Below are 16,642 nucleotides of genomic sequence, written 5' to 3'. Positions count from 1 at the left end.
ATGAGCTAGGGGATATAAATGGCTAATTTAAAACAACTCTCTTACTTTTTATATTATAGATAAAAGTAGTGGTAAATTTATTGGAGTCTATACCTATTCCTATATCGCTATTATCTTTAATAAAAAAACTAGATATATCTGAATAAGCAACCCTTTTTTTATTCTCAATTAGGCTTTGTAGTGTCATATCAGCACAGTAATCAGGTAGAGCTTTTTTTACGGAAAGGCAAGGTGAAATAAAACTATTTATACTATTCAATACATCATACTTAGAAATTTTTTTATCTTTAAGATATTCTGAAAGACTTAGCTCCTTTTTATTGGAGAGACTCAGTGTGTAATATTTATTAAAGTATCTTTCTGTTGAGTTGCTGATGTTATAATCAATTGAAAAACTTAATATATCCTCATTCTGAAATAGTTTTTCAAAACTAATTTCTGTAGGGTACTGCTCATCTTCTCTATCAAAATTAATTGCAATAAATTTAGAAATAGAATTATTAATCTCTTTAAATTGTTTTCCTTTTATTGATGGATATGAACCACTTAATTGAAGATTATGGTTTGGCATAATATGGTTGCTAATTAACTCATTATTTGTTTTTGTATACCCTATAGTTATGCATGAAAAAAACATAAATATTAAACTGAATACTTTAAACTTCATGCTGCTTTCCAAAAAATAGTATGGCCTGCTGTTACTTTGGCAGTTAGTGATTTGCTAACGTTGCTACCCGTGTTGTATTCAAAATTACCAGTCGTCCAGTTTGTATTATCTTTAAAAACTTTTGCAGGAATTTCATAGAAAATACCACTATATTTAACTCGTCCTTTAGGATATTCCTTCAATGAGCCGACTAGGAATTCATCATATATCGCTTTAGAGATTGTGATTTTCTTATATTCTCTAAACTTAGCATGTGGCTTATTTGTATTATCTTTATATTTATACGGACTTTCTAACCCCCATGCTAAGAAATCTGTTCCATCCCAATGTGTTGCACCATCTGTAGGATCTTCCTCTCCTAGACAAACTTTTAAAACCCCCTTACGAGCAAGTCCATACTTGGGATCTTCTACTTTCCCATTGTTGGGTTTATCTGGTAAAGGGGTCTTTGTTCCAGCCGGCATCGTAGAATAACCTGACATTAATAATGAATGTAAATCCTTTTTTACTTGTTTTGCGTAATTGTTAGCAGTGAAAGCAATAAATATACATTCTAAGGTCGCTGTTCCAGATTCATGTGAAACAACCCTTGAGCATTCTTGGAATTTTTTATGAGTAATATTTGCATATTGAGGGGAGATAAAATCGCTATCTGATTTCTTTCCATTACAGGCATATACATTTTCAAGATTACCTTTTCCATTGGAAATTTTTCCTTCATATAACCCAGTATTTATATTGTAGTAATAACCATTCAAAAGCTCATTTTTGCTATCAGTTAAATTGTTATTGAAACTTTGTTGAGAGCTAGTAGGTTGAAAAAGAGGGGAAGCTGAACCTAAACTAGAACTGCCACTTTCTCCCACAACATGAGATTGTTTCGGTAAAATTTTAGCACCACAAGTAAGCTGATCACCGACATAAGCAACAGCTTTGCCATCAAGAATAATATGATCATGACTTTTAATAATCTTTGACCAACATTTACATTTAGGGCAAAAATGGCCATCACCTGCTACCAAAAATAAGTTACCCATTTGAGAGGTTCTCATTTGGGTTGCAGGAATGATACCACCATGATTTGTCATCGAGTTATGAATTGCAAAGCCTACAGCCATGATTGTCTCCTAAGAAATTTAGTCATGACTGAGAAAACCTTGAGGAATTTCTTGATCAGCATACAAACGATACTCAAATACAGATTGTAGGCTTTCGATGATTTCATCACCATTTTCTAAACGGCTACCAACAAGTGCAATGTCATATCCTTCAATTGACCCTGCCTCGCCAGCACCCGAAATAATTTTAGAAGTTGTTCCATCCTCATAAATAGCTTCATCACCAACAACAGCAATAAGATGACCTTGTACTTTAATTTTTTGATTAATCATCGCTCTGATTAATCCACCATTTTTTGTTTTAGAACCATGTGTCGCTGCAAAGAACTTTTTATGCTTCTGTTTATTCATAAACTCTTGTTCAGCAGCAATACGTTCATGAATTTCCTCTATAGATAAATTGGATACTTCATCTTGAGATAAATGTTTTTTAGGATTCACTTATATATCCTCATTCTTATTTAATTGAACAATTAATATTAAATACATTATTTTTCTTTATTTATTCAATAAAAACCATATACAACACTTATAATTGGCATGTAATGTCAACAAATAATGATAATTAAGTTTATATATTTACATTTTGTATTATAAGAAAAAGTACAGCATTAACTTTTGATTTACAGAAAATAAAAAAGCGCATCTTTCGATACGCTTTTAGCAAAACTTCTTTTATCTAATCAAGCATTAAAGATCAAATAATTTGCCTGGGTTCATAATCCCATTCGGGTCAAACGCCAACTTCAATGCTTTCATATATTCAATTTCTTCAGGCGAACGTGAATACTCTAAATATGGCTTCTTAGTCATACCGACACCATGCTCGGCAGAGATCGAACCATCATATTTTTTCACGGTATCAAACACGTATTTATTCACCACCTGACACTTGGCAAAGAATTCATCTTTGGTCAGGTTTTCAGGTTTTAAAATATTGAGGTGCAAGTTACCGTCCCCAATATGACCAAACCAACAGATTTCAAAGTCAGGATAATTATCTGCAACAATCGCATCAATTTCCGCAATAAATGCAGGTACATGTGTAATTAATACAGAGATGTCGTTTTTGTATGGAATAAACGGCGCAATCGACTCTGAGATATCTTCACGCAAACGCCATAAGCTTTGAGCTTGTTCTAGACTTTGGCTCATCACGCCATCAATTACCCAGCCTTGTTCCATACAATGCTCAAAAATCTGCATTGCCTTGTCCATGATTGGTTCATATGGTGCTTCAAATTCCAATAACACATAGAACGGACATTGCGTTTCAAATGGACGCTGTACATGACCGCGATCCAACACTTTCTGCATTGCCAATTCACCAAAGAATTCAAAAGCAGTCAGGTCAATTGCGTTTTGGAAGGCATGTAATACAGGCATCACTGCTTCAAAGTCAGGCGCACCCAATATCATCACTTGTAAGTTTTGTGGCTGACGCTCAAGCTTGATTTCAGCTTCTGTCACTAAACCAAGCGTACCTTCACCGCCAATAAACAAGTGTTGCAGCGAATAACCTGTCGCATTCTTAATCATGCCTTTGTTTAAACGCAGCACATCACCTTTACCTGTCACCACGGTTAAACCGAGTACCCAGTTACGAGTCATGCCGTACTTGATGACTTTAATACCGCCCGCATTGGTGCCGATGTTACCGCCAATCTGACTTGAACCTGCTGAAGCAAAATCGACTGGATAATACATACCTTGTTCTTCGGCATAATTCTGTAATTGCTCAGTCACCACGCCTGCTTGCACACGGACCATACGATCTGCTGGGAAGAACTCAAGAATCTGGTTCATCTTGTCAAAGCTAATTACGATCTCGCCATTGGTTGCCACCGCACCCGCAGAAAGGCCAGTACGACCACCCGATGGTGTAATCGCGACATTAAATTGATTGGCAAGTTTAACAATGGCCTGAACTTGTTCAGTGCTTGAAGGGAAAACGATGACTGATGGGTTCGGATCAAAATGTTTGGTATGATCTCGTCCCCAATTTTCCAAACTGTCGGCATCGGTTTTAATTCGGTTTTCACCCACAATTACCGTTAATTGGGTCAATAACTCAGGTGTTAAAGCGACTGAAGCATTCATCGTTTACAGGCCTAGCAAGAAGTAAAGATAGAGCATTTGAATAACAACACAATATTTTTCAATATCTTAAAATGCTGTATTCAACATATAGAAACTCGGCAGAACAGCGCAAACCTGATGTTTTCAGATTTGACTATCAGATCTTGCATTTTACATAGAAGCAGGCATGGGATAAAGCTTAGGATAAAGATACTGTAATAACAAAATGTGTATAACCAATAAAATTCAGCTTCAACTGAAAAATTATCAATAATTCTGCTGCGCTAATTTTAAACCAAATATTTATATCTCAAAGCTCTATGCTATAGTACTGCAACTAAATTTTGGCCTTTGTAGCGGAGCCGTAATGAGCCAACATCTATCACTACCTAAAGACAAAATCCGTTTCCTTCTGTTAGAAGGTGTGCATCAAAATGCCATCGATACTTTAAATGCAGCGGGTTATACCAACATCGATTATCACAAAACTGCGCTTGAAGGCGATGCTTTAAAAGAAGCCGTTAAAGATGCTCACTTCATTGGTATTCGTTCCCGTACGCAATTAACTGAAGAAATCTTTGAAGCTGCGAACAAACTGATCGCAGTCGGTTGCTTCTGTATTGGTACCAACCAAGTCGATTTAAAAGCGGCGATGTCTCGTGGTATCCCTGTATTCAACGCACCGTATTCAAATACACGTTCGGTTGCAGAATTAGTTCTTGCTGAAACAATTCTGTTGCTTCGTCGTGTACCTGAAAAATCGAAAGATACACATGCGGGCGGTTGGAATAAAGCTGCGGTGGGTTCATTTGAAACTCGTGGTAAGACTCTAGGTATTGTCGGTTACGGCTCGATCGGTTCACAACTTTCTGTTTTGGCAGAAAGCTTAGGTATGAAAGTGATCTATTTTGATGCTGTGACTAAATTACCATTAGGTAATGCACGTCAAGTTGGCTCTTTAGATGAACTTTTGGAAACTGCGGATGTGGTAACGCTACACGTTCCAGATGTTCCGTCTACACGTAACTTCTTCAAGAAAGAACAATTCGCGAAAATGAAAAAAGGCTCAATCTTCTTGAACGCAGCACGTGGTACATGTGTGGTGATCGAAGATTTAGCAGATGCAATTAAATCAGGTCACATCGCGGGTGCAGCTGTTGACGTATTCCCGAAAGAACCAAAAGCCAATGGTGAAGAGTTCCTCTCTCCACTTCGCGGTTTAGACAACGTGATCTTAACCCCGCACGTGGGTGGTTCGACCATGGAAGCGCAAGCAAACATCGGTTTAGAAGTGGCTGAAAAATTCGTTGCTTATTCAGACAAAGGTATGACGCTTTCTGCGGTGAACTTCCCAGAAATCGCATTACCACTTTCTGATGGTCAGCACCGTTTGCTTCACATCCACAAAAACGTTCCGGGTGTGTTATCGAAGATCAACACATTGTTTGCTGAACAAGGCATCAACATCTCTGGTCAGTCGTTAATGACGAAAGGTGATATCGGTTATTTGGTGATGGATGTTGACGCATCTGCATCTCAAGAAGCACTGGACACATTGAACCACGTTGAAGGCACCATCCGCGTTCGCGTATTGTTCTAAGCAATATTTAGAATAATGTCAAAAAAGCCACAGTTGATGCTGTGGCTTTTTTATGGGCGTTTGACTTATTATGTGAATATTATACCAACTGTTAAATAATAAAATGTCGACCCCAATGCTGAAAACACCACTACATGCTTTATTGCTGTTGATGATTGCCATGTTGTGTGTGCAAGGCAGTGGTTCCTTGGCCAAAATTCTATTTCAAAGCTTTCCTGTATTAACCGTTTCCGCTATGCGCCTATTTTTTGGTGCGATCATATTGGCGGTGATTTTTAAAATCTGGACCATCAATTTTAAAGTAGTGCGCTGGAAAGCCATTCTCACTTATGGAGTGGCACTTGCAGGCATGAATGCGCTGTTCTATTTATCACTAGAACGCTTACCGCTAGGTCTTGCCGTTGCCTTTGAATTTATTGGGCCTTTAAGTGTCGCGCTGTATCATGCTCGGCAGAAATATGACTTCATCTGGGTTGGCTGTGCCATTCTAGGTTTAATGTTGCTCTTTCCTTTGCAACAGGCACAACAAGGTCTCGACATGCTTGGCGTATTCTTTGCTGTCAGTGCGGGTGCGTGTTGGGCGCTGTATATTATTGCAGGACAAAAACCGTCAGGCATCTCGGGTAATCACACCGTCTGTTTAGGCATGTCGATTGGTATGCTCTGCTTATTGCCCTTTGCACTCTTTTCAGGCGCCATCGATCGGGTATTTGAACTGCCAAACTTATACTATTTTATTGGTCTTGCGATCTTAGCCAGTGCCTTGCCCTTTACCCTAGAAATGATTGCGTTGCGTAGTTTAACCCCGCTCAGCTTTGGTACCTTGATGAGCTTGGAACCCGCAGTGGCTGCCCTTTCAGGCTTTATTTTCCTTGGTGAAATGTTGCTTTGGAATCAATGGCTAGCGTTGGGTACCATTATTATTGCCTCGATTGGCTGTACCTTTACCACGCAACAAGCTCGGCAGCAGAAAGAGGCCAAATAAATGATCTTGCCTCAACATCAGAAAAACACTCTCGCTTATCTTGGAGATCTTAAATGAAAAATCTCCAATTAGTTGCCGTGCTGTACATGGTTTTGTCCATGCTGTCCTACCAAATCAGCGCATCCTTTGCCAAGCAATTAATCGCTACGCTTGATCCACTGACAGTAACAATTTTAAGACTGTGCTTTGCGACCATTCTAGTCGCGATCATGTTCCGTTCATGGAAAATCATTTCCAAATTGAAGGAGCTAAAATGGCGAGATTTACTCTGTTATAGCGCAGCCTTGGGTTGTATGAATATTCTGTTCTATACCTCTTTGGGTAAGTTACCTCAAGGGATTGCTGTGGGCTTAGAGTTTATTGGCCCTTTGGGTTTGGCGTTACTCTCGATTAAACAGCGTAGTGATTATATTTGGGTGGCATTTGCGATTTTAGGCATTGCCTTAATGGTGCCTTGGCATAGTGCCAATGCGCAGCATTTTTCCTATATCGGTGCAGCCTGTGCGTTGGGTGCAGGATTCTTTTGGGCCTTGTATATTTATTATGGGCATCGCGTGGTGCAGCAGAATATCGGTATGCATGCCTTGACCATTGCCATTGGCCTATCTGCACTCGCCATGCTACCTTTCGGTCTTTGGAATAACGCACCGGTGCTACTAGATACTCAATATTGGGGTAAAGCACTGGTCATTGCCCTACTCGCAACTGCGATTCCTTATGCTTTGGATTTAATGGCGCTCAAACGCCTAACCAAGCTCAGTTATGGGACGCTTTCCAGCCTTGCGCCTGCATTAGCAGCCTTAGCAGGTCTGGTACTGCTACATGAGCGAATTAGCTTAATTCAGTGGGTGGCTTTGGCCTGTATTATGGTGGCTTCGATTGGTGTTACCTTACGTGGAGGGAAAGCATAATTTTTTAAGGAAAGTCGTTAGTAATGGGAGATTGATATGGAAATTGATGAAGAACTCACCCTTAAGAAAATACAAATCTTTCTGGCTTTTATGCGCTGTGGAAATCTTTCCAAAACAGCAACTGAAATGCAGCTCAGCAATGTCAGTGTTCATAAAGCCTTACACTCCTTGGAAAGTGCCTTACGTTGCCCTCTTTTTAAGAATGAAGGTCGTAATTTAATTCCGTTAAAAAGCGCTTATGTATTCGAAGAACGTGCGCAAAAAATCGTACAGGACATTTTTATTACGGTGAATAAAACCAGAGAAGCTGCGGGCTTTGCAGCAAAAGTTCTACATTTAGGCTCTCTTTACTCTTTAACTGTAAAAACGATTCCCAATGTGATTAGCGGACTCAAATTAAGACGTAGTGAACTCGATATTCAATTACTTCTTAGCTCCAATCAGGATCTGGTTAAAAAGCTTAAAACGACGGAACTTGATGCAATTATTGTGGCACTTAATGAAACAACACAAGATGATGACTTTGAAATTTTGCCCATGTTCTGTGATGATATTTTTTTAGCGGTAAATAAAGACTCTAAATATGTTAATTTTGAGGAGATTGATCTTAGTCTACTCAAAGAAGAGACCTTTTTGACTTTAACTCAGGGCTTTGCCACCCATAATGACAGTGATTTCATTTTTAAAAAAGCTGGTTTTTCACCTAAAGTCGCCTTACAGCTCAATGATATTTTTACTTTAATCAGTATGGTTAGCTCAGGTGTTGGTTTTGCACTTTTGCCCGGTCGTATTTCTGCGGTATATGAAAGCTCAGTTAAGCTCATTCCTTTAAAACAGCAATACCATCTGCAACAGGACATTGGGTTGGTATTTCTAAAAAGTAAGGAACGTGACCCCAATTTACTGGCATTAATTGCAGAGTGCCGTATGTTTGCTTCTCATGTGCAGAAATGAATGATAAGCAACTTATAACAAATGAATAAGTTGCAAATATTCATGCTTGATTAGTTATCCGAAAATTGCATTTACCGTGAGAAAAAAGACAGACGGGCCAAGTAAACAGCCTAGACCTGTATAAAAGGTTGCCACCAATGCACCATAAGGAACTAATCGGACATCTGTACCTGCCAATCCTGCGGCTGTGCCACTGGTTGTACCAGCCAACCCACCAAAGACCATGGCTGAACGTGGACTTTTTAGATACATGAATTTTGCAAGCAGTGGTGTGCCGACCATAAAGAATACCGATTTGATCAGTCCAATTGCAATCGAAAGCGCGATCACATCGGAACTTGCACCAATGGCTGTTCCTGTAATTGGGCCCACAATATAAGTCATAGCACCCGCTCCAATCGTGGTCATGGAAATCGGATCTCGATATCCCATAACCCATGCAACCATTGCACCAATGACAAAAGGAACAATACAGCCAAGAGTGAGTGCAATCAGGCCAATTTTTCCTGCTTTTTTGACTTCTTTGACATCCACTTCAAATGCAGTAGATGCAATTGCCAGATCACGGATCATTGCACCACCCAATAGCGCAAAGCCAGAGAAAATAGCAATATCAGAAATCCCTTTTGTGCCTTGTGTATAGACGCCTGCAAAATACGCCACCACAAGCCCTAAAGTAATTGCAATTGCCGAGCTTTGCAGTTTTCCCTTGGTTAAATATTTTGACAGCAGATGCGATACAAACATCATCAAACCTGTGACCGCAAGTGCAGTCACCAAAGCATTTTTTGTAAATACCGTAATTAACTCGTCCATTATTTAAGTCCTTTTGTTATTCATTATCGTGAGGATTATTTATGCTGCCTTTTCAGTGCCTTCTATTGTCCATTCATAGGTTTCATAATCACCACTTAATCGATTTAAATGGCGAATAACCAGTACCGTCCCAATCAACGAAGTAATAGAAACGATCAGCCCCAACATGCCGCCAGATAACGCGGCAACCACATTTTGTCCTGCTGACATCGCCACCACAATTGGAATATACATACCAGACCAATATAAGATTCCAAACTGTGTCACCTGTGGTAAATAACCTTTTTTTGCTAATAATTCTTTAGCGAGAATCAAAAGAATCATCGAGATCGCCACACCACCCACATTGGCTTTTACCCCAATAAGGACACCTAAGGTATTGCCAAGATAATCACCGAGTAAATGACAAATCGCTAAAATTGCTGTTCCATATATAATCATTGTAAATCCCTCGTATCCTTGGATTACTTACGTTTTTTAAATCATATTCCCATAGAAATCTGATTTCCCTGTTGTTTTTGCATTGCCATTTGAATGCTATCGATGCGCGTTCCTTGCAATGACAATACGGTTCCTTCTTTAAAGGTACGACGTGCAAGCGTCGTGAGTACTGTGCCAGGTAAAGCTTCAATCTGTAATCTAACACCTCTTTCCCATGCCACCTGAATAGTGCTTTCCCAATCTACAATGCGACTCATATTAAAAGCCAAGTCATCACCAATCTGTTCTGGCCTGCCAAGCGTACGCGCCGTTGTACCACTTAAATAACGTATTTTAGGCTGCTTTAAAGTCACTCCCTCCATAGACGCTGCAAGCTGCTCAGCTTGCTGACTTAATAATTCACAGTGCGATGGCACCGATACATCTAATTTTTTTGCCACTACGCCTTGTTGCTTCGCCAAAACTGCAACTTGGTTCATGGCTTCAAAGTGACCTGAAATAACGATCTGGTTATGTGCATTAATATTGGCGACAAAAACCTGTGGCGTTATTTCATAAACTTGTTTCACCCACTTCTCAACAGATGTGCGATCTGTACCTATTAATGCGGTCATGCCATATCCTGTTGGATAAGCGTTTTGCATAAGTTCACCGCGATAGGCAACCAAACGAACAGCATCTTCATAGGCTAAAACGCCTGCTGCAACTGCTGCCGACCAAGCACCAATCGATAGACCCGCGACATAATCAGGCTTTAGGTTTTCAGCAGTTAATAGGGCTGAACTCACCACACCTGAAATCAGTAAACATAGCTGTACTGAACGTGTCGATTGCAATGCAGCCGAGCTGTCCAACAACAAGACATCTTCTTTAAGTGCATCCGATGCACGCTCAAGGTATTCTTTAACCAGAGCCGTTTGTGGCAGGTCGTGCAGCATATTGCTTCTTTGCACTCCCTGTCCTGGATACACCCAAATCGAAGCCATGATATCTACTCCCTAATTCCATGGGTTTTCTACTAAAACAGCACCATCAGGACGCTTTAATAAAACTTTTCCACAATTCCCAGCCCACTCTTTTAACGCCAGACCACCTTTTGGTAGTTGAAGCTGTATATCTACATTCAGCCCTGCTTGCTGAAAATCTTCGAGTAGCTCAATCGCCTGCTTTTTGGCAAAAGGCTGTTCGGCTCGAATCAACAAATCTATGTCGCTTTGCTTGGTGACGGTTTCAATGCCTGTTGCCAGTTCAAAACCAAAACTTCCTGTATATCCCCAATACCCTGAAAAACTTTTCATGATGTTGGAAATGCTCTGTAAACGTTCTGCCAAGTGTTTAAAGTGACTGGTATTTACTTGGGTCAGTGCTTCGGGTTTAAGCTGTCTAATAATGGCAGATCGTCGCATTTGCGTTGCATATCGTTGATGACGAAATTGCCCTCTTACACCCACCGCGACCTGATCTACAGAAGTAATTGCCCGTCGAACGACAACAGGATCGCCTCGTAGCAAAACCTCTTTCACCCAAAGCGGAGCATCATCAGCCAAACAACTGACTGTCATGCCCCACAGTAAATCATGGGCTTCCAGCTCAAGTTTCATGACCATTGCTCACGCAATAATTCACGGACCTGTTTAGACATCTGACGATTTTGTCCATGAAGTCTTTGTCCCAGCCCTCTGGACAGCTCAGCATGAATCTCTTTAAATGCTTGTTCTACAGCCAGCTTTGCCAATGAAAGATCATTCACTGTTGGTTGCTCTGGATTCTCAACCGATAAAAGTTCAGACAACAAACCAAGCGTTGCATAACTCTCGATGTCATAAGCCATTGGAGGAATGCTTGATGCTAATTGCTCTAACTCATCAACCGACCGCAAAGTAACGCGTGCAGCAGATTCTTTGCCCATTGCATGCACCATAACACCTGAATCTTTTAAGGCAATAATACGATTGGCTTGGTAACCATGCGCCAAGAAAGCCCCCGACATCGACTTTCCAACCAATAAACTGACAATAGGATGTCCTGCTAATCTGGCTCTGGCATAGCTATCTACTGCACCCGCTAAAGCTTGATGAATGCCTAATAATTCTTCACGACGTCCATAAGCCTGACTAGGCACAGCCACCAGACATAAAATGCCACGTTTCGTTTCAGCATTTGCATCGGCCTGAATCACGTCATCAACAGCTTTTGCCAAACTCCAACCCTCCAGCAATCCAACTTCACCTTGTCTTGCACGCGGGAACAGATTATTACTATCTGGAACAACAGCAATTACCCGTAGTGCTTGTTGACCGATCTGACCATCCGCAACCAAAACAGAAGCAGGAAAGCCTTCAACTACCTTAAAGCCCTGCGTGAAAGCCTTAAACCAATCTGCACCTCGAGTAGATGCTTTTAATGTATCAACGGCGATATTCATGCTTGCTCTCCTTGATACAAAGCCTGAACCTTTGCTGGAGTAATTTGCTCGGCAGTATCGACTTGTTGTAGCTGCGCTAAATAAAATGCGTAATTTGAACTGCGATGTTGATGAGGCAAACCTTGTTGCAAATAATCAATCACTTGTTGACGGATTTTATTGCGGTCATCATCCACATAAACATCGGCTAAACCACTGGCGAAGCGCTGATTACCACCTGTAATACTCCAAATAAATGGACGATCTTTGGCGTTATATTCTTGTATGCCTGCTTCCTGCTCAATCACTTGTGGGCCATTCAGCCCCAATCTGCCTTCTTGCGTCATCACAATATAACTGCATAATCCAGCAGCAATTGACATACCACCAAAGCACCCGACACTCCCAGCAACCACAGCAATCACTGGTTGATACTGACGTAAATTCACAATTGCGGCCTGAATTTCAGCAATTGCAGCCAAACCCAGATTTGCCTCTTGTAAACGAACGCCACCCGTCTCTAACAGTAAAATTGCAGCAGTAGGAATACCCTTAAGATTATCTTCAACCGCAAGCTCTAAAGCGCCCGCAATTTTGGCACCACCAACTTCACCCAAGCTTCCACCTTGGAATAAGCCTTCAATTGAAATTAAAACCACTGGCTGTTCTTGAATAGAACCTTTTGCAATCACCACGCCATCATCGGCTTGCGGGACAATATTCTGCCGAATCAACCAAGGTGACATGACGCGTGCAAATGGATCAAGCAACTCTCGGAATGTGCCCTCATCTAACAATGCTTTGGCACGTTCCCTTGCGCTGAGTTCAATAAAATCCTGTTTATTTAACAAGCTCTCGATATCAGTCATGCATAATCTCCTCTAATGCTTGTTCCAGACGTAAGCGAACGACGCCGGGGGTTGCACCAAAGTCATGAATATCAATTTTGACCGCTGGCGGTGTCTGTGCAGTAAAAATTCGTTCAAATAGATTGTGCCAACGTGCCGCACTACCATCTACCGAAGTGACGACATGAATAGAAGCTTTCCCTTTCTCGCCAGGTTCCATCAAAATTTCTAAATCACCCGAGCCCACACATCCTACTAACGCTTTTTTTACAGGTGGCTCTGTCGCCACAAACTCAAAATGAAGAGCTTCCATCATCAAAATCCCTCTTTATTTTTTAAAGTTGACTGCTCAACATGATCTATAAACAAGGTTGCTGCCAACAAATCTGCGGCACCGCCGGCAGAAGCTTTCATACGAAGCAGATCAATCTCTAAAAGATGCAAAGCACGTCGGCCTTCCAAGCTTGAGCTTCCGCCCAAATCCAGTACTTGCTGTGCCCCTTGTTGCATACGCTTTAAACCCGATATTCCCGAGCGATAAAGCACGCAGGTATCGGTCAGGTCAGTCATCATGGCAAGCAAGGCATCTAGACGAGCGAACGCTTCTTTCATAGGTTTACTGCGACTTTGATAAAGCTGCTTTAAACCAAAATTCACAATCGTTGGAAAACCTTGTTGTGCCTGTTCTTTGGCACCTAAGATGCCTAATTTCTTCTGAACCTGCTGACCATGACTTAAAGCCTGCTCAGGAATAAAACGATCTTCAAGCTGGGCAAGCTGACCTGCTAACTGACATAGCTCAACAGCCGATACATATTGTTGATTGGTACGTGCCAATGCTGCCGCCGTCACCATTAAACCCAAGGCCCAAATTGCACCGCGATGTGTATTGACGCCACCTGTTGCCAACATCATGACTTTTTCACCTTGGCGACCAATTTCACCAATGTCTTCACGCAGAGCTAAACAAACTTTTCCGTGATGCGCTGCGGCTTGGGCCATTGCCTCGAACATGGGCTGTAAGCTTTTTGCAGAGCGCTCCATTAATTCCAAAGTCAGGTCATCATGTGCACCACTACCACGGCGATCAACCAAGGCGGGTTTAGGGGTCAGATTAACTTCATCAATCAGAGCATCTACCGCCATATCTGCCAGAAGCTGACTATCGCTTAGTGTTTGATATTGAACTTGTGCCATCATTACCAACTCCTGAATTTTGCAGGGGGTTGATATAAGCCATCGGACCATGTCACCAAGTCGGCAATATTTTTCGCAGCTAACAGCTCACGTGTTGCATCGGTGCGGCGAATACCTAAATCTTCTGGGAATACCACTAGACCTTCGCTTCTTAAACGTGCTGTTGTTTTAGGGTCCTGAGTTAAACCAATACTGGTCACGCCTGCAACCGCAGCAATCATGGCTTGGCGCTCTTCTTGGCTGCTTGCTTTATATAGATAAGCAATGCCTTCTTCGGTCAGAAAATGCGTGACGTCATCGCCATAAATCATGATCGGTGCTAAAGGTAGACCTGCTGTTTTAGCCACATCAATCGCATCAAGGCGTTCCACAAAAGTTGGTTTTCCACCTTCTTGGAAGGTTTCGACCATTTGTACAACCAGTTTTTTTCCACGTGTCAAATAGGTTTCTGTTTCATTGGCACCTTGCAATCGCATATCTAACCATGCAGGGGTATCGTGGCGACGGCCGCGAGGATCATGGCCCATGTTTGGTGCACCACCGAAGCCAGCCAAACGCCCCTTAGTGACAGTCGAAGAATGTCCCATACCATCGACTTGCAATGTTGCACCAATAAATAAATCAACTGCGTATTGACCTGCCAGCTGACACATCATGCGGTTGGAGCGTAACGCCCCATCACGGCCTGTAAAGAAAATGTCTGGCCGAGCAGCGACATATTTTTCCATACCAAGTTCAGTACCAAAGCAATGTACGCTTTCAACCCAACCTGTCTCAATCGCTGGAATTAAAGTTGGATGAGGGTTCAGTGTCCAGTTTCGGCAAATTTTTCCTTTTAAACCTAAAGACTCACCATAGGTCGGCAAAATCAGTTCAATTGCCGCTGTATTAAAACCAATACCATGATTGAGAGACTGTACATTATGCTTTTCATAAATCCCACGAATCGCCATCATCGCCATGAGCACATGAACGGGTTTGATATGTTTTGGATCACGGGTAAAGAGTGGTTCGATATAAAAAGGCTGATCTGCCACAACAACGTAATCAACCCAAGAAGCAGGAATATCGACACGTGGTAACTCTGATACATCATCGACCAGCTCATTCACCTGAACAATCACAATCCCATCGCTAAAAGCTGCAGGTTCAATAAGTGCTGGGGAATCTTCCGTACTTGGGCCTGTGTAAATATTGCCTTGACGGTCTGCCATAAAGCCTGCCGAGAGCACCACATTTGGAATAAGATCGACCACCAGACGTGAATACAATTCGATATAGGTATGAATCGCACCAACTTCCAATAAGCCATCTTCGATGAGTTGGCTAATACGCAAACTCTGAGGGCCAGCAAAAGAAAAATCCAGTTTTCGCGCAATGCCTTTCTCAAATAGGTCAAGATGTTCTGAACGACCTACGCTCGGCATGATCATATGCAGATCATGTAAAACATCTGGATTGGTTTGCGCTAAGGAGCGCGATAGGAAATCTGCCTGTTTTTGATTATTGCCTTCGAGGACAACTTTATCGCCCGGTGTAATCAATGTTTCCAAGACTTTAATAATGTCTTGAGTTGGAATGACCACACCATCGGTATATTGGTTTGCCATGTCCAGCTTTAGCTGTTTAGTATGACGCCGTTTGGTCCATAACCGTTCTTTATTCTGAACTGAGCCTTCCATGTGTGCTTACCTATAGATCATAGTGTTATTCTGAATCTATAAAAACGCTTTATGGAATTTTGATCAATCAACCTACAGCATCGATTATTAACTTGAAGTTAATGATTATTCAGTAATAGCTGTAATCGCAGGACTTAAATCTTTATTTATTAAAATATTTACGATGTTCCAATCAAAATCTGATAGCCCAAGCGACAGATTAAAATACTCACCAATATCAAGAATAAAATACGGATAAAGCCACTGCCGTATTTTAGAGCCAAACGTACACCCAATAACGAGCCTGCAATATTGGCAACCGCCATCATCATTCCCAAGGCAAAAAGCACATGCCCTGTCGGAATAAAGAAACTGAGTGCTGCCAGATTGGTCATGAAGTTGCCAATCTTTGACAATGCTGAAGCATGTAAAAAATCGACCTGTAAAAAGCGAATGAAAAAGAAAATAAAGAAACTACCAGTCCCTGGACCAAAAATACCGTCATAAAAACCAATCGCTAGACTACCCATCGCAGCCAACACCAGTAATTTGGGCGTAATTTTTTGATCGACGTGCACTTGCCCGAATTGCTTCTTCATAAAGGTGTAAATCGCAATCACGATCAGCATGATCAAGACAATCGGTCTTAAGATATGGGTTGGCACCAATGATACGCAGGCCGCGCCAATGAATGAGCTAATAAAGGCGAATAATGCAATCACACCGAGTAGTGACCATTGCAATTTGACCCGACGCACAAATGAAAAAGCCGCCGAACCTGTACCACAAATCGAGGCCAGTTTATTGGTGCCAAACAAGGTCGCAGGTGCGGTTTGTGGTAAAGCCCCCATCAGGGCAGGAATCTGAATCAAACCGCCGCCACCGACGGCAGCATCAATGGTTCCTGCACAAAAAGCAAAGAACACTAAGGTTAGAATCAGTTCCCATTCCATTGACGATA

The 16,642-nt window shown here is 41.6% G+C and carries 17 protein-coding genes and 1 pseudogene; 4 read left to right on the top strand and 14 right to left on the bottom strand.

The features are described 5' to 3' along the window. Positions 1-22: 22 nt before the first annotated feature. From A7P54_RS14430 to A7P54_RS14415, 4 genes and pseudogenes are all read right to left on the bottom strand, one after another. On the bottom strand, positions 23-667 hold the full coding sequence (locus A7P54_RS14430) for a hypothetical protein (RefSeq protein WP_171549998.1): 645 nt from the start codon (positions 665-667) through the stop codon (positions 23-25). 848 nt (positions 668-1,515) lie between these two features. Then, positions 1,516-1,785, bottom strand: a pseudogene (locus A7P54_RS14425) (PAAR domain-containing protein); the annotation flags it as partial. A gap of 18 nt (positions 1,786-1,803) precedes the next feature. Next, positions 1,804-2,226, bottom strand: coding sequence for a PAAR domain-containing protein (locus tag A7P54_RS19065; protein ID WP_005317844.1), 423 nt, complete (start codon positions 2,224-2,226; stop codon positions 1,804-1,806). 249 nt (positions 2,227-2,475) lie between these two features. After that, positions 2,476-3,885 carry an FAD-binding oxidoreductase gene (locus A7P54_RS14415; RefSeq protein ID WP_171549997.1) on the bottom strand — a complete coding sequence of 470 codons (1,410 nt, stop codon included), beginning with the start codon at positions 3,883-3,885 and terminating at the stop codon, positions 2,476-2,478. A gap of 346 nt (positions 3,886-4,231) precedes the next feature. On the opposite strand from A7P54_RS14415, the gene serA reads away from it, so the two are divergent. The 4 genes from serA (at position 4,232) to A7P54_RS14395 (ending at position 8,314) form a co-directional block, all read left to right on the top strand. Then, positions 4,232-5,464: a phosphoglycerate dehydrogenase gene (gene serA, locus A7P54_RS14410; protein WP_004657532.1), complete on the top strand. Its 1,233-nt coding sequence runs from the start codon at positions 4,232-4,234 to the stop codon at positions 5,462-5,464. 103 nt (positions 5,465-5,567) lie between these two features. Continuing rightward, the gene (locus tag A7P54_RS14405) at positions 5,568-6,449 is read left to right on the top strand and encodes an EamA family transporter (protein WP_017402255.1); all 882 of its coding nucleotides are present in this window, start codon (positions 5,568-5,570) and stop codon (positions 6,447-6,449) included. 53 nt (positions 6,450-6,502) lie between these two features. Then, positions 6,503-7,360, top strand: a complete 858-nt coding sequence (locus A7P54_RS14400; protein ID WP_171549996.1) for an EamA family transporter — start codon at positions 6,503-6,505, stop codon at positions 7,358-7,360. Positions 7,361-7,396: 36 nt separating this feature from the next. After that, the gene (locus A7P54_RS14395) at positions 7,397-8,314 is read left to right on the top strand and encodes a LysR family transcriptional regulator (RefSeq protein ID WP_171549995.1); all 918 of its coding nucleotides are present in this window, start codon (positions 7,397-7,399) and stop codon (positions 8,312-8,314) included. 54 nt (positions 8,315-8,368) lie between these two features. Here the strand turns inward: A7P54_RS14395 and madM are convergent, their stop codons facing one another. The 10 genes from madM to A7P54_RS14345 all read right to left on the bottom strand — a co-directional run bounded on the left by madM (position 8,369) and on the right by A7P54_RS14345 (position 16,634). Next, positions 8,369-9,130: a malonate transporter subunit MadM gene (gene madM, locus A7P54_RS14390; RefSeq protein ID WP_101235384.1), complete on the bottom strand. Its 762-nt coding sequence runs from the start codon at positions 9,128-9,130 to the stop codon at positions 8,369-8,371. 39 nt (positions 9,131-9,169) lie between these two features. Then, on the bottom strand, positions 9,170-9,571 hold the full coding sequence (gene madL / locus A7P54_RS14385; protein ID WP_004657521.1) for a malonate transporter subunit MadL: 402 nt from the start codon (positions 9,569-9,571) through the stop codon (positions 9,170-9,172). Between the two features lie 41 nt (positions 9,572-9,612). After that, on the bottom strand, positions 9,613-10,557 hold the full coding sequence (mdcH, locus tag A7P54_RS14380) for a malonate decarboxylase subunit epsilon (protein ID WP_171549994.1): 945 nt from the start codon (positions 10,555-10,557) through the stop codon (positions 9,613-9,615). A gap of 12 nt (positions 10,558-10,569) precedes the next feature. Next, entirely contained in the window at positions 10,570-11,178 is a 609-nt protein-coding gene (locus A7P54_RS14375) for a malonate decarboxylase holo-ACP synthase (protein WP_171549993.1), read from the bottom strand. Then, complete coding sequence (gene mdcE, locus A7P54_RS14370; RefSeq protein ID WP_171549992.1) at positions 11,169-11,996, bottom strand: biotin-independent malonate decarboxylase subunit gamma; 828 nt, start codon at positions 11,994-11,996, stop codon at positions 11,169-11,171. Before mdcE ends, A7P54_RS14375 begins: the two co-directional genes overlap by 10 nt. Beyond that, a complete protein-coding gene (locus A7P54_RS14365; protein ID WP_171549991.1) occupies positions 11,993-12,844 on the bottom strand; it encodes a biotin-independent malonate decarboxylase subunit beta in 852 nt (283 codons plus the stop codon). The genes mdcE and A7P54_RS14365 overlap by 4 nt, the downstream gene beginning before the upstream one ends. Then, a complete protein-coding gene (locus tag A7P54_RS14360) occupies positions 12,837-13,136 on the bottom strand; it encodes a malonate decarboxylase subunit delta (protein WP_005317810.1) in 300 nt (99 codons plus the stop codon). Before A7P54_RS14360 ends, A7P54_RS14365 begins: the two co-directional genes overlap by 8 nt. Positions 13,137-13,138: 2 nt before the next feature. Next, entirely contained in the window at positions 13,139-14,023 is an 885-nt protein-coding gene (locus tag A7P54_RS14355) for a triphosphoribosyl-dephospho-CoA synthase (RefSeq protein ID WP_005317805.1), read from the bottom strand. Then, positions 14,023-15,702, bottom strand: coding sequence for a malonate decarboxylase subunit alpha (mdcA, locus tag A7P54_RS14350; RefSeq protein ID WP_005317802.1), 1,680 nt, complete (start codon positions 15,700-15,702; stop codon positions 14,023-14,025). Before mdcA ends, A7P54_RS14355 begins: the two co-directional genes overlap by 1 nt. A 158-nt stretch (positions 15,703-15,860) precedes the next feature. Beyond that, the gene (locus A7P54_RS14345) at positions 15,861-16,634 is read right to left on the bottom strand and encodes a TSUP family transporter (RefSeq protein WP_171549990.1); all 774 of its coding nucleotides are present in this window, start codon (positions 16,632-16,634) and stop codon (positions 15,861-15,863) included. Positions 16,635-16,642: the final 8 nt, after the last annotated feature.

Source organism: Acinetobacter sp. Ac_3412, assembly GCF_013072675.1.
In the GTDB taxonomy this organism is placed as follows: domain Bacteria; phylum Pseudomonadota; class Gammaproteobacteria; order Pseudomonadales; family Moraxellaceae; genus Acinetobacter; species Acinetobacter higginsii.
This window is presented reverse-complemented; position numbering and strand designations above follow the sequence as displayed.